Raw genomic sequence first — 23371 nt, 5'->3', positions numbered from 1 at the left:
ACTTACACCTTCGCCACGAGTGGGCGACCCAGCAGGCCTTGGGGACGGAAGATCAGGATCAGCACCAGTAGCGAGAAACTGAACACGTCTTTGTAGTCGGAGTTGATCAGCCCGGAGAACAGCGACTCGGAAATCCCGAGGATGATCCCGCCGAGCATGGCGCCCGGCAGCGAGCCAATGCCACCGAGCACCGCGGCGGTGAAGGCCTTGATGCCGATGATAAAGCCCGCGTAGAAGTCGAAGGTGCCGTAGTTCATGGTGATCAGCACGCCGGCCAGGGCCGCCATGACCGCACCGATGACAAACACATAGGAGATCACCCGGTCGGTGTTGATACCGAGGATCGAAGCCATCTTGCGATCCTGCTGGGTGGCCCGGCACATGCGCCCGAGCTTGGTGAACTTGATGATGTAGGTAAGCGCCGCCATGCCGACGAAGGCCGCCACCAGGATGAAGATCTTGGTGTAGGTCAGTTGCACGAAACCGGTGCCCACTTCGACGCGCCAGGCGCCTTCAAGCAGGGTCGGTACGCCTTGCTGGCGTGCGCCCTGGCTGATCTGCGCGTAGTTCTGCAGGATCAGCGAGATGCCGATGGCACTGATCAGCGGCGCCAGGCGGGTGGAGTTGCGCAGGGGTTTGTAGGCGATGCGTTCGATGGTCCAGCCGTAGACTCCGGTGACCACCACCGTGAAGATCAGCGTCCCGAGCATCAGCAAGGGGAAGGATTCGATACCGAAATACGCCAGCAATGCCAGGCTGATTGCCGCCAGGTACGCGGAAATCATATACACCTCGCCGTGCGCGAAGTTGATCATGCCGATAATGCCATAGACCATTGTGTAGCCGATGGCGATCAGGCCATAGACGGACCCGAGGGTCAGCCCGTTGACCAGTTGCTGCAGGAAAATACCATCCATAACGCAATCTCACGTATTTGAGATTGCACAAGCGCCGACTACGGTGAGCCCCGGATGAAGCGGCCCTCGCAGCGCAGGGTTGTGCAGATCTACGAGAAAAGACAGGTACGGCGCAAAACCGGGTAGCGACCCGGGCTCAGGCCCGGGTCGCCTACCGTTGTTATTTTTGTTTTTCCAGTTGGTGGTACTTGCCGTCCTTGTCCCACTGGTAGACCACATAGTCGGAGACCGTCAGGTCGCCCTTGCTGTCCCACTTTTTCTCGCCCATCACGGTTTGCACCGGGTTGGCCTTGAGCCACTTGGCAGCGTCTTCGCCCTTGTTCGACTTGGCGCCGTTGAAGGCTGCAGCCAGGGCCTGGACCGAAGCGTAGGCATACAGGGTGTAGCCTTCTGGCTCGGTGCCGCCTTTGCGGAACTCCTCGACCACCGCCTTGCTGTCTGGCAGCAGGCGCGGGTCGGCGCCGAAGGTCATGTACACGCCATCGACGTATTGCGCGCCACCGGCAGTGGCCACCAGTTCGTCGGTTACGATGCCGTCGTCGGACATGAACTTGACGTCTTTCAGGCCCGCTTCACGCAGTTGTCGCACCAGTGGACCGGCTTCCGGGTGCAGGCCACCGAAGTAGACGACGTCGGCACCGGCACCACGAATCTTGGTGACCACGGCGCTGAAGTCTTTCTCGCCACGGGTCAGGCCTTCGTACAGCACCGGTGTCACGCCGCGTTTGACCAGTTGAGCCTTGGTCGCATCGGCCAGGCCCTGGCCGTAGGTGTCCTTGTCATGCAGGACGACAACCTTCTTGCCCTTGAGCACGTCGACGATGTAGTCGCCGGCGACGATGCCCTGCTGGTCGTCACGTCCGCACATGCGAAACATGCCAGTCAGGCCGCGTTCGGTAACCGCCGGGTTGGTCGAGCCCGGGGTGATGGCGATGACACCGGCTTCGTCATACACCTCAGACGCCGGAATGGTGTTGGACGAACAGAAGTGCCCGACCACACCGATCACCTTGTCCTGGTCGACCAGGCGGTTGGCCACGGCCACGGCCTGCTTCGGCTCGCAGGCATCGTCGCCCTTGACCAGCACGATCTTCTCGCCGTTGACGCCGCCCGCGGCATTGACCTTGTCAGCCGCTGCCTGTGCACCTTTCATGTACTGCTCGCCAAACGCTGCGTTGGCACCGGTCATCGGGCCTGCTACGCCGATCTTGATGTCGGCCTGAACATACGAAGAAACGCCCAGCGCCGTAGCTACGGCGAGGGCCAGAAAGCCTTTCTTGTAAAACGTCTGCGACATGAGGTGGTGCTCCTGGAGTTTTTTTTGGTTGGCACTACAACTTTCAGCAATTGCTCTGAGCAAGGGCCGTGCCATTGGTTTTTTATTCTGGAAAAACTCGTGAACAAGTTGCGCAGCCAGGATTCACGGCCTTTTTTTACTGGTCGTGCAACCGTCTGCCTCACGACAAGCGCCACCGGACACGAGAAAAAAGAGCAACCGCGAAGTGCCATCATTGCAACCCTGGGTTGTGGTTACGTGCAACCAGCCTGTAACAGGATGCGTAACCGAACTGCACATCCTTGGTGCGCGACTGCTACAGCGGGCACCATTACAGGCTAGCCGCTGCCCGACAAAAGCGCCGCTACCTGTAGCCTGCTACCGAATTACCCCGGCCTCGGCCTGCCCGCGTGGAGGCAAAGGCTGGCACAATGCGCAGGTCTGTGCGCCGTCGCTGGCGGTGATGGCGCGCGCCCCCTTTGGAGCCCCCTATGAGCGAGAGTGCATTTGCCGATCGCATCGTGCAGAACCTGCTCGACACCGATTTCTACAAGCTGACCATGATGCAGGCCGTGCTGCACAACTACCCCAACGTCGACGTGGAATGGGAGTTCCGCTGCCGCAATGGTGAAGACCTGCGCCCTTATCTGGCGCAGATCCGCGAGCAGATCGAGCAGTTGTGCGAACTGAGCCTGGGTAATGGCCAGTTGGGCTTCCTCGAGCAGATCAGCTTCATGAAGCCGGACTTCCTGCGCTTTCTCGGCCTGTTCCGCTTCAACCTGCGCTACCTGCAACTGGGGGTCGAGAACGACCAGCTGTACTTGCGCCTGCGCGGCCCCTGGCTGCACGTGATCCTGTTTGAAGTACCTTTGCTTGCGATCATCAGTGAGGTGCGCAACCGCCATCGCCACCCCCAGGCCAAACTCAGCGACGCCCGCGACCAGCTGTACCGTAAGTTCGACTGGCTCAAGGCCAATGCCAGCAGTGAGGAGCTGGCCGAATTGCAGGTCGCCGACTTCGGCACCCGCCGACGCTTCTCCTACAAGGTTCAGGAAGAAGTGGTACGGGTGCTCAAGGAAGATTTCCCCGCGCGTTTCGTCGGCACCAGCAACGTGCACCTGGCACGGAAACTGGATATCAAGCCACTGGGGACCATGGCCCACGAATGGATCATGGCCCACCAGCAACTGGGGCCGCGGCTGATCGACAGCCAGATTGCCGCGCTCGATTGTTGGGTGCGCGAGTACCGCGGGCTGCTGGGCATCGCCCTGACCGATTGCATCACCATGGATGCTTTCCTGACCGATTTCGACCTGTACTTCGCCAAGCTGTTCGACGGCCTGCGCCATGACTCGGGCGATCCGGTGCAGTGGGCGGAAAAGGCCATCAGCCACTATCGCAAGCTGGGGATCGACCCGATGACCAAGACCCTGGTGTTCTCCGACGGCCTGAACCTGACCAAATCGCTGGAGATCTTCCGGGCCCTGCGCGGGCGCATCAATGTCAGCTTCGGCATCGGCACCAACCTCACCTGCGATCTGCCCGGGGTGGCGCCGATGAGCATCGTGCTTAAAATGACCGACTGTAACGGCCAGCCCGTCGCCAAGATTTCCGATGAGGCGGCCAAGACCCAATGCCGCGACGAAAACTTCGTCGCCTACCTGCGCCACGTCTTCAAAGTGTCCAAGGAGTAATTCATGCAAGCCGTCCAGCGAGAGATTGCGCAAGCGCTCAAGGTCCAGCCGCCGTTTGCCGACAGCGCCGCGCTCGAAGCCGAAGTGGCCCGGCGCGTGGCCTTCATCAAGACCTGCCTGCACAACGCACGGCTCAAGACCCTGGTGCTGGGTATCAGTGGTGGTGTTGACTCGCTGACCGCCGCGCTGATGGCGCAACGGGCGATCAATGAACTGCGCAGCGAGACGGCTGATGAGCAGTACCGCTTCATTGCCGTGCGCCTGCCGTACCAGGTGCAGCACGACGAATACGATGCCCAGGCCTGCCTGGAGGTGATCAAGGCCGACGAGGTGCACACTGTCGACATCGCCCCGGCCGTGCGTGCCCTGGCGACCGAGGTCAAGGCCCTGGAAAACGGCGCGCCGGCGATGGTCGATTTCGTCGTCGGCAACACCAAGGCGCGCATGCGCATGGTTGCCCAGTACACCATCGCCGGCGCCCGCCAGGGCCTGGTGATCGGCACCGACCATGCCGCCGAAGCGGTGATGGGCTTCTTTACCAAGTTTGGTGATGGTTCCTGCGACCTGGCACCGCTCAGTGGCCTGGTGAAAAACCAGGTGCGGGCCATCGCGCGCAGCTTTGGCGCGCCGGAGTCACTGGTGGAGAAGGTGCCGACTGCAGACCTTGAGGACCTGGCGCCAGGCAAGCCGGACGAAGCGTCCCACGGCGTCACCTATGCGCAGATCGATGCGTTCCTGCATGGCGAGGCGGTGAGCCAGGAAGCGTTCGACATCATCAGCGCCACCTACCGCAAGACCCAGCACAAACGCGAGATGCCGTTCGCGCCTTGAACGCATCGCGGGGCAAGCCCGCTCCTGTGGGAGCGGGCTTGCCCCGCGATCAGGTACCCGAATTACTTCAGGGTAACAGTGCCTTTCATCATCGAGATGTGGCCAGGGAACGAGCAGAAGAAGCCGTACTTCTCGTCAGCTTTCAGCTTGGACACGTCGATGGTCAGCGAATCCTTCTCGCCAGCGCCGATGATCTTGGTGTGGGCGATCACGCGCTCGTCGCCTTCTTTCAGGTAGCTCTTGTCGATGCCGGCAGCCAGGCCGTCGGTGGCGATCGGCTGCATGTCAGCTTCTTTGCTGATGACCAGGTTGTGGCCCATGACGTTCTTCGGCAACGAACCGGAGTGGGTCAGTTCGACAGTGAAGGTCTTGCAGCTCTTGTCGATTTCGATGGCCTTGGTGTTGAAGGACATCTGGTCGGTGGAGTCGATCGTCGCCTTGCACTCAGCGGCAAATACCTGAGTGCTGGCGAGGGTCAGCAAGGATACTGCGACAACTTTGGCAAACATCGTGAATCTCCATGGCAGGGGTTTTTTATCAGTTTGCAGACTGCCTGAAACCGCAAGGCCGGCCCATGATGTGGGTCAAGCACTGGCCGAAGAGCCAGGCAGTGAATTTGTTCTATGGATTGTATACAGGAAATCTAAGTGCCCATCATGCACCTTTGAGGGAGGATGAGACAACCTCTCATTTAGGAGTAAACGATCATGTCCTTTGGTACTTTCTTCAATGGCCTGCTGGCCGCCTACGCCTGCGGCGCTGCGGGCGCCTCATGCGAATTCGCCCGGCCGGAGTAACGACTGCGGGCTTGGAAGCGAGCGGCCAGCACCTTACTCTGTGTGCGCTTGTAACCGGAGAGAAGCAATGCCCGTACGTTCCGTTTGTGTGTTCTGTGGCGCCAGCACCGGCGTCAACCCGGCCTACCGCGAGGCGGCCATCGCCCTCGGCCAGGCCATCGCCGCGCGCGGCCTGACCCTGGTGTACGGCGGTGGCGCCGTGGGCCTGATGGGTATCGTTGCCGATGCGGCCATGGCCGCCGGTGGCGAAGTCATCGGCATCATCCCTGAAGCGCTGAAAAACGCCGAGATCGGCCACACCGGCCTGACCCGCCTGGAAGTGGTCGACGGCATGCACGCGCGCAAGGCACGCATGGCCGAACTGAGCGACGCATTCGTGGCCCTGCCCGGAGGCCTGGGCACCCTGGAAGAGCTGTTCGAAGTCTGGACCTGGGGCCAGTTGGGTTACCACGCCAAGCCCCTGGGCCTGCTCGACGTCAACGGCTTCTACAGCAAGCTGGGCAGCTTCCTTGACCATGTGGTGGAAGAAGGCTTCGTACGCCCGCAACACCGCGCCATGCTGCAACTGGCCGACTCGCCAGCCGAGCTGCTTGAGGCCATGGACAACTTTAAAGCCCCGGTGCTGCCCAAGTGGGTCGACAAGAAGCCTGATTGACCCGCCTCATCGCGGGGCAAGCCCGCTCCTACAAGGCTGTGGCCTCATCCAGCGGCATCACCGTGACCTGCACCTGCGGGTCATGGCTGCCGCCACCGAGGATCACCCCGCGCAGCGGCGAGACATCGGAAAAATCCCGGCCCCAGGCCAGGGTGATATGTTCCAGCGCCGGGCGCAGGTTGTTGGTGGGATCGAAATCGATCCAGCCCTGCCCCGGGCAAAACACTGAAATCCACGCATGCGAGGCATCGGCGCCGATCAGCCGTGGCTGGCCGGGTGGCGGCCGGGTCAGCAGGTAGCCGCTGACATAACGCGCCGCCAGGCCGCGCGAGCGCAGGCAGGCGAGCATCAGGTGGGCAAAGTCCTGGCACACGCCGCGGCGGCGCTCCAGCACCTCCACCAGCGGCGTGGCGACCTGGGTCGCTTCGGCATCGAAGGTGAACTCGCTGAAGATCTTCTCCATCAACGCCTGCACGCCTTCCAGCAATGCCCGGCCAGGCTCGAAAGAGGATTCGCTGAAGGCCACGAAGCGCTGCTTGAGGCGTACATAAGGCGACTCGAATCGATAACGGCAGGCTTCCAGAAGCGCCGCTGCCATCGGCTGACTGGCATAGGTCAGGGCCTCGCGCACCTGCTCCCAGGCCGGCGAGGCGGCAAAGTCCGGCGCCGCCCGCTCGAGCACTTCAACCTGCAAGCGCGCCACCACCCGCAACTGCTCATGCTGGCGCTCGAACGCCAGGCGCGTCAGCGGGTTGCCGAACACGTCCCACTCATCGCGCCGCTGGGTTGTTGGCTGCGGGCTGACCTGCAGGGCCTGGGCCGTGCAGCGTTGCCAGGCGCAAGGCCGTGGCCACAGGTGCGCCAGCTGCTGGGCCAGGGACACCGGGCTGTCGTAGCGGTAATGGGTGTCGTGGATAATCTGATAGCGCGCACTCATCACAGCGACACCGTCTGCTGGCTGACATCGTCGACGTGAGCGAAATGGCGCAGGGCCAGGCGCTCGGAAATCTCGCCACTGGCCAGGGCCACCCCTTGCAGCAGGTCAGCAAGCCCCGACAGCACCGCTTGTACACTGGCGCTGCCGAACAACGGGTCTTCCAGGCTGCGCAGGTCGAAGTGACGCAATTGCTCGGCCAGTAGCGCCAGAGCCGGGTCGCGCGGGCTGTCGAATTCCTCGCTCAAGCGTTGGTTGGCACGCACCAGCAGTTTGAGCTGGAACAGCACGGCGTGGGGGTTCTGTTCATCGAGCAGGAGCAGATCGAGCACCGGGATCAACTGCGCCACCGCCAGGTAGCGCGAGCGGTAGGTGATGCTGCTATTGCCCAGCTCCAGCAACCATTCAAGCCCGGCCTGGTCGTACACCGCCGGCCCGCGCAGAAACGCCGCCAGGCTGCTGCACAGTGACTGCAATCGCTCGATACGCCGGCCAATCATCAGGAAGCGCCAGCCTTCGTCGCGGGTCATGTCGTCGAGGGCAAAACCCGACAGCGCCGCCAGCGACATCACCAGGCGGTTGAGAAAATCCACCCGCTCGCCAAAGTCCGCCTCGGCATCTTCCAGGCATTGCGCCTCCCGCTGCAGCTCGACCAGCGCCTGCCAGTTCTCCCGCGAGAGCTTGCCGCGCACCTGCGACGCCGCCCAGTGCAGACGCTGCAAATTGGCCCGCAGGCTGAAGGCCCAGTCGCCATCGTCCAGCGCCGCGCGCAGGCGCTCGGGCAACTCGCCCTCCTCCGGCAGCAGCGACAATTCATCGGCCAGTTCCACCGCCGCCTGCAGGGCCAGCGGATCGTCGCCGTCCAGGTAGCGGGTGAGGATGATCCGCAGCAGGCGCGCACTGGCATCGCAGCGCTCGCAGTAGCGCCCGAACCAGAACAGGTTCTCCACCACCCGCGACGGCAGGTAAGGGTCCTGGCGGATCAGTTCGGCCACGCCGATGGTGCGCTGGGCCCGCCATTGCTCGCCCGCTGGCGCCGCTTCGCCGAGCACCCAGGTGTCCTTGCTGGCGCCACCGCGCTGCATCGACACCACCTCGGCGTCAGCTTGCGCAGCAACCCGGGTCAGGCCACCGGGCAGCACCCGATAACCGTCCGCCGAGGCCACCGCGTACACACGCATGCCAATGGCCCGCGGCTGCACCTGGCCCTTGTCGGCCTGCCACACCGGCGCCTGGGACAACTGCGCCAACTCCTGGGCGACATAGGCGTAGGGCCGTGCCTGGATGCGTTCGGCCAGGGCCTGGCGCTGGGCCGGGTCGAGGTCACGGCCGAACACCGGGCTGAAACTCTGTGACGGGAACGCCGGCTTGACCAATAGCTTCGGCAACTGCTCCAGTGCCCGCGCCATCACCGGTGGCTCACCGCACCACCAGGTGGCGATCGACGGCAGGCTCAGTTCTTCAGCAAACAAGCGCTGGTTGATCGCCGGCAAGAAACCGAGCAGGCCCGGCGACTCAAGCACGCCGCTGCCCAGCGCATTGGCCACCAGCACCCGGCCCTGGCGCACGGCATCGAGCAAGCCGGGCACGCCCAGGGCCGAGTCGGTGCGCAGCTCCAGCGGGTCGCAGAAATCATCGTCCAGGCGCCGCATGATTGCGTGCACCCGGCGCAGGCCGCTCAGGGTCTTGAGGTATACGGTGGCATCGCGCACGGTCAGGTCGCTGCCCTCGACCAGTGGATAACCCAGCTGCCGCGCCAGGTACAGGTGCTCGAAATAGCTCTCGTTGAAGCGCCCTGGGGTCAGCAGCACCACCAGTGGCGCCTCCTGGTCACTGGGTGCCAGGCGCGCCAGGGATCGTTGCAGGGTGCGGAAAAAACCGGCCAGGTGTTGCACCTGCAAGTCGCGGTATAGCTCGGGCAACGCCCGCGAAACGATGGTGCGATTCTCCAGCGCGAAGCCTGCGCCCGACGGCGCCTGGGTGCGGTCTGCCGTCACCCACCAGCGCCCGTCCGGGGCACGGGCCAGGTCCACCGCGTAGACATGCAGGTAGGTGCCTTCAGGTGGCGCTATACCCTGGCAGGGCCAGAGGAAATTGTTATGGCCATAGACCAGCTCGGCGGGCAGCAGGCCTTCGCTGATCAACTGCTGTGGCCCGTAGATATCGGCCAGTACCGCATTGAGCAAGCGCGCGCGCTGTTCGACACCGGCGGCCAGTTGCTGCCATTCGGCGGCGGGCAGCAGGTGCGGCAACAGGTCCAGCTCCCAGGGCCGGTCGGCGCCCTTGGGGTCGGCGTAAACGTTGTAGGTGACGCCGTTCTCGCGCAACTGGCGGGTCAACGAGGCCTGGCGCTGGGCCAGTTGCGCCGGCCCGCTGCGCTGCAGGTAGGCGCACAACGGCTGCCAGTGCGCACGCACCGCACCCTGGCTTTCGAGCATCTCGTGATAAGTCCCCGCACTCAGCGGGTAAGCATCCAACAGGTCAGGCATGGCAATGCTCGAAGGCCACAGGTCAGTTCAGAGTAGCGCTCAGCCGCGGCGCAAATCCAGGGTAAAGGGTAGTTCCGGGTTCACCTGCGCCGATGGTATGTCCACTGCACCCGGGCTGTGTCCGAGGCGGAAGAAGCGCGCCTGGCGCCGGCTCTGGGCTTCGTTGGCATTGACCGGCAGGGTCTGGTAGTTGCGACCGCCCGGATGCGCCACGTGGTACTGGCAACCGCCCAGCGAGCGGCCCATCCAGGTATCGAGCAAGTCGAACACCAGCGGCGCCTGTACCGCAATGGTTGGCTGCAGGCAATTGGCCGGCTGCCAGGCGCGATAGCGCACCGCCGCGACGAACTCACCGACGCGCCCGGTGGCTTGCAAGGGTAGCGCCCGACCGTTACAGGTCAGTTGATAACGCTCCGGCGGCAGGCCGCTGACCTTGACCTGCAGGCGCTCCAGCGACGAGTCGACATAACGCACCGTGGCACCGCCCGCGCCCTCCTCGCCCAGTACATGCCAGGGTTCCAGGGCCTGGCGCAGTTCCAGCTCGATGCCGTTGACGGCATAGTCGCCGACCTTGGGGAAGCGAAACTCCAGGTGTGCGGCAAACCACTCGGCACGCAGCGGGTAGCCTGCGGCGTTGAGCTCGACCAGCACATCGGCAAAGTCCTGTTCGATAAAGTGCCCCAGCATGAACCGGTCATGCAGCTCGGTACCCCAGCGGGCCAGGCGTTTGGGCGCATAGGGCTCACGCCAGAAACGCGCGACCAGGGCGCGCAGCAGCAGTTGCTGGACCAGGCTCATGCGCGCATGCGGCGGCATCTCGAAGGCGCGCAGTTCCAATAACCCCAAACGCCCGGCCGGGCCGTCCGGGGAGTACAGCTTGTCGATGCAGAACTCGGCGCGGTGGGTATTGCCGGTAACGTCGATCAGCAAGTTGCGCAGCAGCCGGTCGACCAGCCACGGCGGGCCTTCCTCGCCCGCTGCCGGCATCTGCGCGAAAGCGATTTCCAGCTCATACAGCGCATCGTTACGCGCTTCATCCACCCGCGGCGCCTGGGAAGTCGGACCAATGAACAGGCCGGAAAACAGGTAGGAAAGCGACGGGTGATTGTGCCAGTAGCTGATCAGGCTACGTAGCAAGTCAGGGCGGCGCAGGAACGGCGAGTCGGCCGGGGTGGCGCCACCGAGGACGAAATGGTTACCGCCACCGGTGCCGGTGTGTCGGCCGTCGATCATGAATTTTTCGCTGCTCAAGCGCGTCAGGCGCGCCTGCTCGTATAGGAACTCGGTGCGCTCCACCAGTTCGTCCCAACTGGCCGAAGGCTGCACGTTGACCTCGATGACGCCGGGGTCGGGAGTCACCTTGAAGTTGGCCAGGCGCGGATCGGCCGGCGGCTCGTAGCCTTCGAGGATGACCGGGCAATGCAGCTCGGCCGCGGTGGCTTCGATCACCGCAACCAGTTCGAGGTAATCCTGCAAGCGAGACAGCGGTGGCATGAACAGGTACAGGCGCCCTTCTCGCGGCTCTGCACACAGCGCGGTACGGGTCAGCCAGTCGGCCGAGGCATCGACCTCGGGGGCTGCGTGCTCCTGCTCATCGAGCGCCTGCCCGGCGCTGGCCTTGAGCAGTTGGTCACGATCAGGCAGATCGCCGAGCACCTGGTTGGGATCGGTCGGATGCACGTAGGGATATTCCGCGGCCTTGACCCAGGGCTGCGCCGCCAGCGGCAAGCGGTAACCCAGCGGCGAGTCGCCCGGCACCAGGCGGCAATGCTCATCGCGCAAGTACCAGCGCCCGCTCTGCCAGCGTTGCTCGTCGGCGCTGCGGGCCAGCGGCAGCACCTGGCCGATGACCTTGTCCAGGCCCTGGCTGAACACCTTGCGCAGCCTTGCACGCTCCATCTCGTCGTCCAGGCGCGCAGCGTCGGGGCGCACGTTGGACGGCAGGCCGCCCTCGCGCCACAGGTAATAGAGTGAGTCTTCGTAGGCGCCAAAGACATAACGCGCAGGCAGCCTCAGCCGTTCGGCAACGCTGGCCAGGAAGCGCGCGGCCAGCGCGCTGTCGGCGCCGAGATCCTGGTGTTGGTCGGCGATCAACGCCGGATTGTTCCACAGCGGCACACCATCACGCCGCCAGAAGCAGTTGAGCGACCAACGCGGCAGTTGCTCGCCCGGGTACCATTTGCCCTGGCCGAAGTGCACCAGGCCATGGGGCGCGTAATGCTTGTACAGGCGCTGGAACAGCTCACCGGCCAGGCGCCGTTTGTTTGCGCCCAGCGCTGCGGTGTTCCACTCGGCGCCGTCAGGGTCGTCAATGGCCACAAAGGTCGGTTCACCGCCCATGGTCAGGCGCACGTCCGCTGCCTTCAGGTCGCTGTCTACCTGGCGCCCGAGGGCGACGATGGCCTGCCATTGCTCGTCGCTGTACGGCAGCGTCACCCGCGGCGATTCCCACAGGCGCTCGACACTCATTTCATGCTCGAAGGTGCATTCGCAGGGCTCGACCAGGCCGCTGATCGGTGCCGCTGAAGTCGGATCAGGGCTACAAGCCAATGGGATATGCCCTTCCCCGGCAAACAGCCCGGAGGTGGCATCCAGGCCGATCCAGCCGGCGCCGGGCAGGTACACCTCGCACCAGGCGTGCAGGTCGGTGAAGTCCTCTTCGGTGCCCGACGGGCCGTCCAGTGCCTTGATGTCGGCGGTCAGCTGAATCAGATAACCGGAGACGAACCGCGCCGCCAGGCCCAGGTGGCGCAACAACTGCACCAGTAGCCAGGCCGAGTCGCGGCAGGAGCCGGAACCCAGTTCCAGGGTCTGCTCCGGGGTTTGCACACCGGGCTCGAGGCGGATGAGGTAGCTGATGTCCTCGCTCAGGCGCTGATTGAGTGCCACCAGAAAATCGACACTGGCCAGTGGCGTGCGCTCGATGCTGTCCAGGTAGGTGGCGAACTTCGGCGTCAGCGGCAGTTGCTCCAGGTAGGGCAGCAGTTCGTGGCGTTCATCTCGGCCATAACTGAAGGGAATCTGCTCGGCGTAGGGTTCGAGAAAGAAGTCGAACGGATTGAACACCGCCATCTCGGCGACCAGGTCGACTTCCACGCGCAGGCTGTCAGTCTTTTCCGGGAATACCAGGCGCGCCAGGTAGTTGCCCTGTGGGTCCTGCTGCCAATTGATGAAATGTCCGTCCGGCTGCACCTTCAGCCCGTAGGAGAGGATCCTCGTGCGGCTGTGAGCAGCCGGGCGCAGGCGAACAATTTGCGGGCCCAGTTCAACTGCACGGTCGTAGCGGTACTCGGTGACATGGTGCAAGGCGACATGAATCGACACGGCGGGCCTCCTGCGAGCCTGGGCGGTAGTGGAACCGCGCAAGACTTGTGCCATGGGCCCAGGCCTGCGATTCCCTGCATGCAGCCGGTACAGTCGCACCAAAAGCGCACCGTAGCGAGGCCGCCGTGCAAGCCTTGCACAGATTTGAGGCTTTGCCAGCGATACAAACAAAAACGCCAGCCCGAAGGCTGGCGTTTCACTTAGCGCGGCAGAACCGGCTGGCGGGCGGGCTTTTTCTTGCCCTTGCCGCCCTTGGCGGCATCCTTGCGCGCCTTGGCCGCTTCCTGGTTGCGGGCAAACGCCGCCGCCTTGGCCTGTTCACGCTTGTCCCACGGCTTGGAACCATCGCTGGCACGCGGCGGCAAGCCGTTGTGCTGGGTAAGGATCTTCTGCTCTTTGGCCACCTTGTGGCTGCCGGCCGGGGTCGAGTTCTTGCGCCGGGCACTCTGGTAGCTGTCGGTCGCCGGCTGGTGCAGCGGGATCAGCTGGTGCTTGCCCGGGCCGATCAGGTCGGCGCGACCCATGCGTTCCAGGGCTTCACGCAGCATCGGCCAGCCCTTCGGATCGTGGTAGCGCAAAAAGGCCTTGTGCAAGCGGCGCTGCTGCTCGCTCTTGACGATGGTCACCGGGTCGCTCTTGTAAGTGACCTTGCGCAGCGGGTTCTTGCCCGAGTGGTACATGGCCGTGGCCGAGGCCATTGGCGACGGGTAGAACGCCTGCACCTGGTCGGCACGGAAGCCGTTGCCCTTGAGCCACAGGGCCAGGTTCATCATGTCTTCGTCGGTGGTGCCCGGGTGCGCGGCGATGAAGTACGGGATCAGGTACTGCTCTTTGCCCGCCTCTTTCGAGTACTTCTCGAACATGCGCTTGAAGCGGTCATAGCTACCGATGCCCGGCTTCATCATCTGGTTCAGCGGGCCTTCCTCGGTGTGCTCCGGGGCAATCTTCAGGTAGCCGCCGACGTGGTGGGTCACCAGCTCCTTGACGTACTCCGGCGACTCTACCGCCAGGTCGTAACGCAGGCCCGAGGCGATGAGGATCTTCTTCACCCCTGGCAGGTCACGGGCGCTGCGGTACAGCTTGATCAGCGCCGAGTGGTCGGTGTTGAGGTTCGGGCAGATGCCCGGGAACACGCACGACGGCTTGCGGCACGCCGATTCGATCTCGGGGCTCTTGCAGGCGATGCGGTACATGTTCGCAGTCGGGCCGCCGAGGTCGGAGATGACCCCGGTAAAGCCGGGCACCTTGTCGCGAATCTCTTCGATCTCGCGAATGATCGACTCGTGCGAGCGGTTCTGGATGATGCGCCCTTCGTGCTCGGTGATCGAGCAGAAGGTGCAGCCGCCGAAGCAGCCGCGCATGATGTTCACCGAGAAGCGGATCATGTCGTAGGCAGGGATTTTTTCCTTGCCGTACGCCGGGTGCGGGATGCGCGCATAGGGCATGCCGAACACGTAGTCCATTTCTTCGGTGGTCATCGGAATGGGTGGCGGGTTGAACCACACGTCCACTTCGCCATGCTTCTGCACCAGGGCACGGGCGTTACCCGGGTTGGTCTCCAGGTGCAGCACGCGGTTGGCGTGGGCATAGAGCACCGGGTCGTTGCGGACCTTCTCGAACGACGGCAGGCGGATGACCGTCTTGTCACGGGTCATGCGCGGGCTGGCGAGGATCTGCACAACCTTGGCTTCGTTGGGGTCTTCGACCTCGCCCTTTTCCTGCTCGATGGCGCAGGCCTGGGTGTCCTGGGTGTTGACGTACGGGTTGATGATCTTGTCGACCTTGCCCGGACGGTCGATACGGGTCGAGTCGACCTCGTACCAGCCTTGCGGGGTATCACGGCGTACGAAGGCGGTGCCGCGAATGTCGGTGATGCTCTCGATCGACTCGCCGAACGACAGGCGCTGGGCCACTTCGACGATGGCCCGCTCGGCGTTGCCGTACAGCAGGATGTCGGCGCAGGCGTCGATCAGGATCGAATGACGGACCTTGTCCTGCCAGTAGTCGTAGTGAGCGATGCGGCGCAGGGAGGCTTCGATGCCGCCGAGGACGATCGGCACATGCTTGTAGGCTTCCTTGCAGCGCTGGCTGTACACCAGGCTGGCGCGGTCCGGACGCTTGCCGGCCATGCCGCCCGGGGTATAGGCGTCGTCGGAGCGGATCTTCTTGTCAGCGGTGTAGCGGTTGATCATCGAATCCATGTTGCCGGCCGCGACGCCGAAGAACAGGTTCGGCTCGCCGAGCTTCATGAAGTCGTCTTTGGACTGCCAGTCCGGCTGGGCAATGATGCCCACGCGAAAGCCCTGGGCTTCCAGCAGGCGGCCAATGATGGCCATGCCGAACGACGGATGGTCGACGTAGGCATCACCGGTCACGATGATGATGTCGCAGGAATCCCAGCCGAGCTGATCCATCTCCTCCCTGCTCATCGGCAGGAACGGTGCTGGCCCGAAGCATTCGGCCCAGTACTTGGGATAGTCGAAAAGTGGTTTGGCTGCTTGCATGTCAGTGACCGGTGGCTAATCGATGAAAAATCGCGGGCGCGGAATATAGCACAAAAATTGACCAATTCCGACGCTCAAGGTCGGAATTGTCCAAATTGCCCTTACTCGTCGTCGTCGAAGTTGTAACTGCCCGGCGCGAGGTTTTCGAAGCGTGTGTACTTGCCGATGAAGGCCAGGCGGATAAAGCCGATCGGGCCGTTGCGCTGCTTGCCGATGATGATTTCGGCAATGCCCTTGTGCTCGGTCTCCGGGTGGTACACCTCGTCGCGGTAAACGAACATGATCACGTCGGCGTCCTGCTCGATCGCACCCGATTCGCGCAAGTCGGAGTTCACCGGGCGCTTGTTCGGCCGCTGTTCGAGGGAGCGGTTGAGCTGCGACAGGGCAACTACCGGGCAGTTGAACTCTTTGGCCAGGGCCTTGAGCGAGCGGGAGATCTCGGAAATCTCGTTGGTACGGTTGTCGCCGCTGGAGCCCGGGATCTGCATCAGCTGCAGGTAGTCGATCATGATCAGGGCGATGTCGCCGTGCTCGCGCACCAGGCGGCGGGTCCGGGCGCGCATTTCCGACGGGCTGATGCCGGCGGTGTCATCGATAAACAGCTTGCGGTCGTTGAGCAGGTTGACCGCCGAGGTCAGCCGCGGCCAGTCGTCGTCTTCAAGCTGGCCGGAGCGCACCTTGGTCTGGTCGATGCGCCCGAGCGACGACAGCATACGCATGATCAACGATTCGCCTGGCATCTCCAGCGAGTACACCAGCACCGCCTTGTCGCTGCGCAGTACCGCGTTCTCGACCAGGTTCATGGCGAAGGTGGTCTTACCCATCGACGGACGGCCGGCGACGATGATCAGGTCGGCCGGCTGCAGGCCGCTGGTCTTCTCGTCGAGGTCGGTGTAGCCGGTGGACAGGCCGGTGATCGCACTGTCGGTATTGAACAGCGTGTCGATGCGGTCGATGGCCTTGGTCAGCAGGTCGTTGACGCCCACCGGGCCGCCGGTCTTCGGCCGCGCTTCGGCGATCTGGAAGATCTGCCGTTCGGCTTCGTCGAGGATCTCGGCAGCATTGCGCCCTTGCGGGTTGAAGGCGCTGTCGGCGATCTCGTTGCTGATGCTGATCAGCTGACGCAGGGTTGCCCGCTCGCGGATGATCGCGGCATAGGCCTTGATGTTGGCCACCGACGGGGTGTTCTTGGCCAGTTCGCCCAGGTAACCCAGGCCGCCAACCTGCGAACTCAGGCCTTCCTTGTCCAGCTGCTCGTGCAGGGTCACCACGTCGAACGGGGCGTTCTGGTCGGCGAGCTTGTGGATGGCGCGGAAGATCAGGCGGTGGTCATGCCGATAGAAGTCGCCGTCGGAGACTTGATCGAGCACGCGCTCCCAGGCGTTGTTGTCCAGCATCAAGCCACCGAGCACGGCCTGTTCGGCCTCGATGGAATGCGGCGGCACCTTCAGGGCAGCGGTTTGCAGATCATATTGCTCGGGGGCGGTTATCTCGTTCATGGCCACGCAGGAATCAGGGTGATGAAAAAGACAAAGGGCACGACCTGCAAAGCAGGATCGTGCCCGATGTTAACCGGCTGACACCCAAGGTGCCAGCCGATCGGTACAGCTTAGGCTGCGACAACAACCACGCGAACGGTGGCTTCAACGTCGCTGTGCAGGTGCACGGCAACGTCGTATTCGCCGACGTTACGGATGGTGCCGTTCGGCAGACGAACTTCAGCTTTAGCCACTTCAACGCCGGAGGCGGTCAGGGCATCAGCGATGTCGTGGGTGCCGATCGAACCGAACAGCTTGCCTTCGTCACCGGCGGTGGCAGTGATGGTCACTTCCAGCTCAGCCAGTTGAGCAGCGCGAGTTTCGGCCGAAGCTTTTTTCTCTGCAGCGATTTTTTCCAGCTCAGCACGACGCTCTTCGAACGCAGCCAGGTTGGCAGCGGTCGCAGCGGTGGCTTTGCCGAATGGCAGCAGGTAGTTACGACCGTAACCGGACTTAACTTTTACCTTGTCGCCCAGGTTGCCCAGGTTGGCGACTTTTTCCAGCAGGATCAGTTCCATTTGGTAATAACCTCTTAACTTTTAACCTTCACCGTTCGCGGAATCGTTATCGGCACCTTTTGGGGGCGCCTTGCGACCGCGAAAATCAATCAGGCTGTCGACAATGGCCAGGACCACGAGCAACGGATAAGTCAGCTGCATAAACAGCACCAGCGTCACGTACAACCCGACCAGCCAGAACTTGGCCAGTCGTCCTTGCGCCACCAGCCCATGCAGCAGGGCGAGCCCTGCAAACATCAGTGGAATGCTGCACAGGGGTGTCAACATCGCCAGCTCAGGACCGAAATTCGGCCCCACCAGCATGAGCACCACCAGCACCAGCGCCGGCACCAGGGGGAGCCTGACCGCTTGAAACTCGCGACCAAAACCACCCGGGTTATACAACAACGCCTGCCAGTAACGGCCCAACATCAGGGCCAGCACACTGACGGCTTGCAACAACGCCGCAATCAGGCCGACGAGCACCGGTGCAATAAGGCTTCCAAGGCGGCCCCGCTCCTCTACCGATAACTGTTGGTAGAGACCGTCGAGCATCTGCGGCAGGGCTTTTTCAAGCGCTCCAGCCAGAGCTTCAATCGGTTCGCGGAACACCGAACCCAGTACAACCCCGTACACCAGGCCCATGCCGATGCTGAACAACAGCACCCGGTTCCAGGACTGCCCGGCGCGCAACAGCGCCGCCAGACCCAGCGTACCCAGCAACACCATCAAGGTGCGCGGCTCGCCGAAGAACCACCAGGCCATCGCCGGCAACAAAGCCCAGGCGAGGACACCGGAAGCGTCCTTGAAACCGCGCCGCAGGAACACCAGGCTCCCGGCGGCGGCACTCAACCAGAACAACAGCGGCAAAGCCGCACAACCCACCACCACGAGGGTGGCTTGCACGCGACCGCGCATGATGAAATCAGCCAAGGCGCGCATGCATTTTATCCTTTGCTACTTGTCGACGACCCGGTCTCAGCGGCCGTGGCTGTCGGTGTAGGGCAGCAGGGCCAGGAAGCGGGCGCGCTTGATAGCGGTAGCCAGCTGACGCTGATAACGAGCTTTGGTACCGGTGATACGGCTTGGAACGATTTTGCCGGTTTCGGATACATAAGCTTTCAGGGTGTTGAGATCTTTGTAATCGATCTCTTTCACGTCTTCAGCAGTGAAGCGGCAGAATTTACGACGACGGAAGAAACGTGCCATGTAATAGGCTCCTCAAAAGGTCCGTGGATTACTCGTCAGCGTTATCGCTGTTGTCGCTGTCATCACTATCAGCGCTTTCGGCGCTTTCGTGCTCAGGACGGTCGCGACGCTCACGGCGCTCACTGCGGTTCTCTTCAGCCTTGAGCATCTCGGACTGGCCGGTAACGGCTTCGTCGCGACGGATGACCAGGTTACGGATCACGGCATCGTTGTAGCGGAAGTTGTCTTCCAGCTCGGCCAGGGCCTTGCCGGTGCACTCAACGTTCAGCATCACGTAGTGAGCCTTGTGAACATTGTTGATTGCATAGGCCAGTTGACGACGGCCCCAGTCTTCCAGACGGTGGATTTTACCGCCGTCTTCTTCGATCAGCTTGGTGTAACGCTCAACCATGCCGCCGACTTGCTCGCTCTGGTCAGGGTGGACCAGAAAGATGATTTCGTAATGACGCATGAATGCTCCTTACGGGTTGTAGTCTGCCACCAGAGTGGTCAGACAAGGAGTGAAGGACACTTGTATGTCTTGCCCTGGGAAGAGGCGCGTGAACGCCTGCCAACATGGCAAGGGGCGCAATTGTAGAGAAGCGCCGGGGGACAAGCAAGGTCATTGGTGATTATTTGAACAGCCTTAAAAGCATCGCGGGTCCAGCCCGCTCCCACAAGGACCTGTGGGAGCGGGCTGGACCCGCGATAGATGCAACGCCGAAATCAAGCCTGGCGCTTTGCCTGGCGCTGACGAACGGCCTCGAACAGGCACACGCCCGTCGCCACCGACACGTTCAGGCTGCTGACGCTGCCTGCCATCGGCAGCTTGACCAGAAAATCACAGTGCTCGCGGGTCAAGCGGCGCATGCCCTTGCCCTCGGCGCCCATGATCAGGATGGTCGGGCCGGTCAGGTCCTGCTGATACAGCTCTTGCTCGGCCTCGCCCGCAGTACCGACCACCCACAGGCCACGTTGCTGGAGCTTCTCCAGAGTCCGCGCGAGGTTGGTGACCGCCACCAGCGGAATGACTTCTGCCGCACCGCAGGCCACTTTCCGAACCGCTGGGGTCAAGGTCGCCGACTTGTCTTTGGGCACCACCACCGCCAGCGCGCCGGCGGCATCGGCGGTGCGCAGGCAGGCGCCGAGGTTGTGCGGGTCGGTGACACCGTCGAGTACCAGGATCAACGGCGCGCCTTCAGTGCGGTCGAGCAGTTCTTCAAGCATCGCCTCGCCCCAGACCTGGCTCGGGCTGACTTCAGCCACCACGCCCTGGTGCACGCCTTCAACCCAGGCATCCATCTCGCGGCGTTCAGCCTGGCCGACCGCCACGCGGTTTTGCCCGGCCAGCTCCAGCAGCGCCTGCAGGCGCGGCTCGCTACGGCCTTCGGACAGCCAGATCTGCTTGACCCGCTTGGGGTGGTGACGCAACAGGGCTTCCACGGCATGTACGCCGTAGATTTTTTCCAACTGACTCATGACTTGGCCTTGGGTTTACGTGACGCGGAGCCGGCTTTCGGCGGCCCTTTACGATGCTTGCTCGGTTTTTCCGATTTGCCCGACTTCGACGCAGGCTTGCCGCCTGCGTGCTTGGCATCGGACATCAAGGCCTTTTTCATTTCCCGGCTCTTGCGCACTTCGGCGTTGTTGGCCACGGCATTGGCTGGGAAATAGGCTTCGGCAGTTTCGTTCTTGCGGCTGCGACGGGCAGGCTCTGCAGCCTTGGCCGGCGCCTCGGCCTTCTTGTCGAGCACCGGCACCGGCTTGCCGTCTTGCGGGCGCACGCCTTCACCACGCTGCTTGCGGCCAATCGGCGCCTTGAGGGTGTTCTCGGCCATCTCGAAGTCGATCTTGCGCTGCTCGAGATCGACGCGCATCACCCGCACTTCGACGGTATCGCCCAGGCGGAAGCTGCGCCCGGTACGCTCACCGGCCAGGCGGTGGTGCACAGGGTCGAAGTGGTAGTAGTCGCCCGGCAGGGCACTGACATGGACCATGCCTTCGACGTAGATGTCGGTCAGTTCGACGAACAGGCCAAAGCCGGTCACCGCGGTGATCACACCCGGGAAGCTCTCGCCGACGCGGTCTTTCATGTACTCGCACTTGAGCCAGTTGACCACGTCACGGGTGGCCTCGTCGGCACGCCGCTCGCTCATCGAGCACTGCTCGCCGAGCTGCTCCAGGGTCGCCTCGTCGTACGGGTAGATACGCGCCTTGGGGATGCTCATGGCACCGGCACGCTTGACGTGCGGGGTTTCCTGACGCGAACGGATCACGCTGCGGATCGCCCGGTGGGTCAGCAGGTCCGGATAGCGGCGGATCGGCGAGGTGAAGTGGGTGTACGCCTCATAGTTCAGGCCGAAGTGGCCGTTGTTGTCGGCGCTGTACACCGCCTGGCTCAGCGAGCGCAGCATCACGGTCTGGATCAGGTGGAAATCCGGGCGGTCGGCGATGCTCGCCAACAATGCCTGGTAATCCTTGGGCGACGGACCGTCCTTGCCCTTGTGCAGGGACAAGCCCAGCTCGCCGAGGAAGGCGCGCAGTTTTTCCAGGCGCTCCGGTGGCGGGCCGTCGTGAACACGGTACAGGGCCGGAATTTCGTGCTTCTTGAGGAACTCGGCGGTGGCTACGTTGGCCGCCAGCATGCACTCTTCGATCAGCTTGTGAGCGTCGTTGCGCACGGTCGGGCGGATTTCGGCGATCTTGCGCTCGGAACCGAAGATGATCCGCGTTTCCTGGGTTTCGAAGTCGATCGCGCCACGGGTATGACGGGCCGCCAGCAGCACCTTGTACAGCGCATAAAGCTGCTTGAGGTCCGGCACCACTTCGCTGTACTGCTCGCGCAGGGCCTTGCCTTCGCGGGTACGAGCGTGTTCGAGCATGCTGCTGACCTTGTTGTAGGTCAGGCGTGCATGGGAGTGGATCACCGCTTCATAGAACTGGTAATCGACCATCTGCCCGGACTTGTTGATGGTCATTTCACAGACCATCGCCAGCCGGTCGACGTGCGGGTTCAGCGAGCACAGGCCGTTGGACAGCTCTTCAGGCAGCATCGGTACCACGCGCTCGGGGAAGTACACCGAGTTGCCGCGCACCTGGGCTTCGGCATCCAGGGCAGAGCCCAGGCGCACGTAGCTGGAAACGTCGGCAATCGCCACGTACAGGCGCCAGCCACCGGAGAACAGGCGCAATTTGCCCAGGCTCTCGCAGTACACCGCATCGTCGAAGTCGCGGGCGTCTTCGCCGTCAATGGTGACGAACGGCAGGTGACGCAGGTCGACGCGGTGCTCTTTGTCTTTCTCTTCGACTTCCGGCTTGAGCTTGCGCGCTTCCTTGATCACCGCTTCGGGCCAGACGTGCGGAATGTCGTAGCTGCGCAGGGCAACGTCGATTTCCATGCCCGGGGCCATGTAGTTGCCGATCACTTCGGTAACGTCGCCCTGGGGCTGGAAGCGCGGGGTCGGCCAGTGGGTGATCTTGACTTCGACGAACTGGCCGATCTTGGCACCGCCGTTACGCCCCGGGGTGATCAGCACTTCTTGCTGGACCTTGGGGTTGTCGGGGGTGACAAAGCCGATACCGCCTTCTTCGAAGTAGCGGCCAACGATGCTTTCGTGGGCGCGGGAGATCACTTCGACCACCACGCCTTCGCGGCGGCCACGACGATCCAGGCCGGAAACCCGGGCCAGGGCGCGGTCGCCATCGAACACCAGGCGCATTTGCGCAGGGCTCAGGAACAGGTCGTCGCTGCCGTCATCCGGGATCAGGAAGCCAAAGCCGTCACGGTGGCCGGCGATGCGGCCGAGGATCAGGTCGAGCTTGTCTACCGGGGCATAAGTGCCGCGCCGGGTATAGATCAGCTGGCCGTCACGCTCCATCGCGCGCAGACGGCGGCGCAGGGCTTCGATCTGGTCTTCGGTGGTCAGGCCGAACTCTTCGACCAGCTGCTCACGGGCTGCCGGCGAGCCGCGCTCGTCCAGACGCTGGAGGATCAGCTCACGGCTAGGAATAGGGTTTTCGTATTTTTCCGCTTCACGAGCGGCCTCGGGATCGAGGGTCTGCCAATCGGCCATTAGGAGGGGTTCACCTTGTCTATATAAGGGTTAGTTTGGCATAGGCGTATTGAAACCGGAAATTTCAGGCTTGGACAGCCCTGTCAGAGCCCCCTGGATGCTGCCAAAACCATCATAAGGAACAACGACTTGAATTTTTTAAGATTTTTTCTGAACGGGGGTTTACAGCTCTCAGGAGCATCCGTATAGTGCGCACCACAACGACGGACACCGTCGTTATAGTTGAGAAGCAGCACGATGTGAAGCATCATGTTCCTCAGCGAAATGCCCAGATGGTGAAATTGGTAGACACGCCAGCTTCAGGTGCTGGTGACCTTACGGTCGTGGAAGTTCGAGTCTTCTTCTGGGCACCAATTTCAAATCTTAGAACTGCCGCTGGCTTCTGAGATTTACTGCAACACGCTACACTGTTTTCGTTACAAGCTACACCGCTTCATTTTGCCCAGATGGTGAAATTGGTAGACACGCCAGCTTCAGGTGCTGGTGACCTTACGGTCGTGGAAGTTCGAGTCTTCTTCTGGGCACCAATTCAGATCAAACCCGCGAAAGCGGGTTTTTTCGTTTCTGCCCTACCCTTTTCCTCGCCTGCAATCCCGAAACGACCGATAGCCTGCTCATGAATTTTCCCTCACAAGGGCATTTGAGAAGCGATAT

At 62.7% G+C, this 23371-nt stretch carries 17 protein-coding genes and 2 tRNA genes; 5 read left to right on the top strand and 14 right to left on the bottom strand.

Going from position 1 to position 23371, the window contains the following annotated elements; all coding sequences use genetic code 11:
- Positions 1 to 2 precede the first annotated feature (2 nt).
- Together LOY34_RS02600 and LOY34_RS02595 are read right to left on the bottom strand one after the other, a co-directional pair.
- Complete coding sequence (locus LOY34_RS02600; RefSeq protein ID WP_010221625.1) at positions 3 to 917, bottom strand: ABC transporter permease subunit; 915 nt, start codon at positions 915 to 917, stop codon at positions 3 to 5.
- Positions 918 to 1077: 160 nt separating this feature from the next.
- Positions 1078 to 2214: a branched-chain amino acid ABC transporter substrate-binding protein gene (locus tag LOY34_RS02595; protein WP_045196895.1), complete on the bottom strand. Its 1137-nt coding sequence runs from the start codon at positions 2212 to 2214 to the stop codon at positions 1078 to 1080.
- Positions 2215 to 2684: 470 nt separating this feature from the next.
- On the opposite strand from LOY34_RS02595, the gene pncB reads away from it, so the two are divergent.
- Both pncB and nadE read left to right on the top strand, forming a co-directional pair.
- Positions 2685 to 3887 (top strand): nicotinate phosphoribosyltransferase, encoded by a 1203-nt coding sequence (gene pncB / locus LOY34_RS02590; protein ID WP_045196893.1) that lies wholly within the window; start codon positions 2685 to 2687, stop codon positions 3885 to 3887.
- A 3-nt stretch (positions 3888 to 3890) separates the two neighbouring features.
- Positions 3891 to 4718 (top strand): ammonia-dependent NAD(+) synthetase, encoded by an 828-nt coding sequence (gene nadE, locus LOY34_RS02585; RefSeq protein WP_195885559.1) that lies wholly within the window; start codon positions 3891 to 3893, stop codon positions 4716 to 4718.
- Positions 4719 to 4780: 62 nt separating this feature from the next.
- Here nadE and azu read toward each other — a convergent pair whose 3' ends face one another.
- Entirely contained in the window at positions 4781 to 5227 is a 447-nt protein-coding gene (gene azu, locus LOY34_RS02580; protein ID WP_045196890.1) for an azurin, read from the bottom strand.
- A 355-nt stretch (positions 5228 to 5582) separates the two neighbouring features.
- Between azu and LOY34_RS02575 the strand changes: the two genes are divergently transcribed.
- Positions 5583 to 6170: a TIGR00730 family Rossman fold protein gene (locus LOY34_RS02575; RefSeq protein WP_195885558.1), complete on the top strand. Its 588-nt coding sequence runs from the start codon at positions 5583 to 5585 to the stop codon at positions 6168 to 6170.
- 28 nt (positions 6171 to 6198) lie between these two features.
- Here the strand turns inward: LOY34_RS02575 and LOY34_RS02570 are convergent, their stop codons facing one another.
- The 11 genes from LOY34_RS02570 to rnr form a co-directional block, all read right to left on the bottom strand.
- The gene (locus LOY34_RS02570) at positions 6199 to 7107 is read right to left on the bottom strand and encodes a transglutaminase family protein (protein WP_195885557.1); all 909 of its coding nucleotides are present in this window, start codon (positions 7105 to 7107) and stop codon (positions 6199 to 6201) included.
- Positions 7107 to 9593, bottom strand: a complete 2487-nt coding sequence (locus LOY34_RS02565; protein ID WP_195885556.1) for a circularly permuted type 2 ATP-grasp protein — start codon at positions 9591 to 9593, stop codon at positions 7107 to 7109. The genes LOY34_RS02570 and LOY34_RS02565 overlap by 1 nt, the downstream gene beginning before the upstream one ends.
- 39 nt (positions 9594 to 9632) lie before the next feature.
- Positions 9633 to 12917, bottom strand: a complete 3285-nt coding sequence (locus LOY34_RS02560) for a DUF2126 domain-containing protein (RefSeq protein WP_195885555.1) — start codon at positions 12915 to 12917, stop codon at positions 9633 to 9635.
- A 200-nt stretch (positions 12918 to 13117) separates the two neighbouring features.
- On the bottom strand, positions 13118 to 15421 hold the full coding sequence (locus LOY34_RS02555) for a YgiQ family radical SAM protein (protein WP_045196880.1): 2304 nt from the start codon (positions 15419 to 15421) through the stop codon (positions 13118 to 13120).
- A gap of 101 nt (positions 15422 to 15522) precedes the next feature.
- A complete protein-coding gene (gene dnaB, locus LOY34_RS02550) occupies positions 15523 to 16920 on the bottom strand; it encodes a replicative DNA helicase (protein WP_045196878.1) in 1398 nt (465 codons plus the stop codon).
- A 110-nt stretch (positions 16921 to 17030) separates the two neighbouring features.
- Positions 17031 to 17477, bottom strand: coding sequence for a 50S ribosomal protein L9 (gene rplI, locus LOY34_RS02545; protein ID WP_093376705.1), 447 nt, complete (start codon positions 17475 to 17477; stop codon positions 17031 to 17033).
- A gap of 21 nt (positions 17478 to 17498) precedes the next feature.
- Positions 17499 to 18398: a hypothetical protein gene (locus LOY34_RS02540; protein ID WP_045196874.1), complete on the bottom strand. Its 900-nt coding sequence runs from the start codon at positions 18396 to 18398 to the stop codon at positions 17499 to 17501.
- 36 nt (positions 18399 to 18434) lie between these two features.
- Complete coding sequence (rpsR, locus tag LOY34_RS02535) at positions 18435 to 18665, bottom strand: 30S ribosomal protein S18 (protein ID WP_009403887.1); 231 nt, start codon at positions 18663 to 18665, stop codon at positions 18435 to 18437.
- A gap of 28 nt (positions 18666 to 18693) precedes the next feature.
- Complete coding sequence (rpsF, locus tag LOY34_RS02530; protein WP_045196870.1) at positions 18694 to 19116, bottom strand: 30S ribosomal protein S6; 423 nt, start codon at positions 19114 to 19116, stop codon at positions 18694 to 18696.
- Positions 19117 to 19370: 254 nt separating this feature from the next.
- Positions 19371 to 20123 (bottom strand): 23S rRNA (guanosine(2251)-2'-O)-methyltransferase RlmB, encoded by a 753-nt coding sequence (gene rlmB / locus LOY34_RS02525; protein WP_045196868.1) that lies wholly within the window; start codon positions 20121 to 20123, stop codon positions 19371 to 19373.
- Positions 20120 to 22717 (bottom strand): ribonuclease R, encoded by a 2598-nt coding sequence (rnr, locus tag LOY34_RS02520; RefSeq protein ID WP_045196866.1) that lies wholly within the window; start codon positions 22715 to 22717, stop codon positions 20120 to 20122. The genes rlmB and rnr overlap by 4 nt, the downstream gene beginning before the upstream one ends.
- Positions 22718 to 22983: 266 nt before the next feature.
- Between rnr and LOY34_RS02515 the strand changes: the two genes are divergently transcribed.
- Together LOY34_RS02515 and LOY34_RS02510 are read left to right on the top strand one after the other, a co-directional pair.
- Positions 22984 to 23070: transfer RNA gene (locus LOY34_RS02515), tRNA-Leu, on the top strand.
- A gap of 87 nt (positions 23071 to 23157) precedes the next feature.
- A tRNA-Leu gene (locus LOY34_RS02510) sits at positions 23158 to 23244 on the top strand.
- Positions 23245 to 23371 lie beyond the last annotated feature (127 nt).

This window comes from Pseudomonas sp. B21-009, assembly GCF_024749345.1.
Taxonomy (GTDB): domain Bacteria; phylum Pseudomonadota; class Gammaproteobacteria; order Pseudomonadales; family Pseudomonadaceae; genus Aquipseudomonas.
The sequence above is the reverse complement of the archived record's forward strand: the minus strand, read 5'-3'. Positions and strand labels throughout refer to the sequence as shown.

What these genes read in the sequence shown, in the direction of transcription:
- rplI (WP_093376705.1), bottom strand. Translation starts at nt 17,477, where the DNA reads ATGGAACTGATCCTGCTGGAAAAAGTCGCCAACCTGGGCAACCTGGGC.
- LOY34_RS02570 (WP_195885557.1), bottom strand. Translation starts at nt 7,107, where the DNA reads ATGAGTGCGCGCTATCAGATTATCCACGACACCCATTACCGCTACGAC.
- LOY34_RS02575 (WP_195885558.1), top strand. Translation starts at nt 5,583, where the DNA reads ATGCCCGTACGTTCCGTTTGTGTGTTCTGTGGCGCCAGCACCGGCGTC.
- rpsR (WP_009403887.1), bottom strand. Translation starts at nt 18,665, where the DNA reads ATGGCACGTTTCTTCCGTCGTCGTAAATTCTGCCGCTTCACTGCTGAA.
- dnaB (WP_045196878.1), bottom strand. Translation starts at nt 16,920, where the DNA reads ATGAACGAGATAACCGCCCCCGAGCAATATGATCTGCAAACCGCTGCC.
- azu (WP_045196890.1), bottom strand. Translation starts at nt 5,227, where the DNA reads ATGTTTGCCAAAGTTGTCGCAGTATCCTTGCTGACCCTCGCCAGCACT.
- LOY34_RS02565 (WP_195885556.1), bottom strand. Translation starts at nt 9,593, where the DNA reads ATGCCTGACCTGTTGGATGCTTACCCGCTGAGTGCGGGGACTTATCAC.
- LOY34_RS02600 (WP_010221625.1), bottom strand. Translation starts at nt 917, where the DNA reads ATGGATGGTATTTTCCTGCAGCAACTGGTCAACGGGCTGACCCTCGGG.
- LOY34_RS02540 (WP_045196874.1), bottom strand. Translation starts at nt 18,398, where the DNA reads ATGCGCGCCTTGGCTGATTTCATCATGCGCGGTCGCGTGCAAGCCACC.
- rnr (WP_045196866.1), bottom strand. Translation starts at nt 22,717, where the DNA reads ATGGCCGATTGGCAGACCCTCGATCCCGAGGCCGCTCGTGAAGCGGAA.
- nadE (WP_195885559.1), top strand. Translation starts at nt 3,891, where the DNA reads ATGCAAGCCGTCCAGCGAGAGATTGCGCAAGCGCTCAAGGTCCAGCCG.
- LOY34_RS02595 (WP_045196895.1), bottom strand. Translation starts at nt 2,214, where the DNA reads ATGTCGCAGACGTTTTACAAGAAAGGCTTTCTGGCCCTCGCCGTAGCT.
- pncB (WP_045196893.1), top strand. Translation starts at nt 2,685, where the DNA reads ATGAGCGAGAGTGCATTTGCCGATCGCATCGTGCAGAACCTGCTCGAC.
- rlmB (WP_045196868.1), bottom strand. Translation starts at nt 20,123, where the DNA reads ATGAGTCAGTTGGAAAAAATCTACGGCGTACATGCCGTGGAAGCCCTG.
- rpsF (WP_045196870.1), bottom strand. Translation starts at nt 19,116, where the DNA reads ATGCGTCATTACGAAATCATCTTTCTGGTCCACCCTGACCAGAGCGAG.
- LOY34_RS02555 (WP_045196880.1), bottom strand. Translation starts at nt 15,421, where the DNA reads ATGCAAGCAGCCAAACCACTTTTCGACTATCCCAAGTACTGGGCCGAA.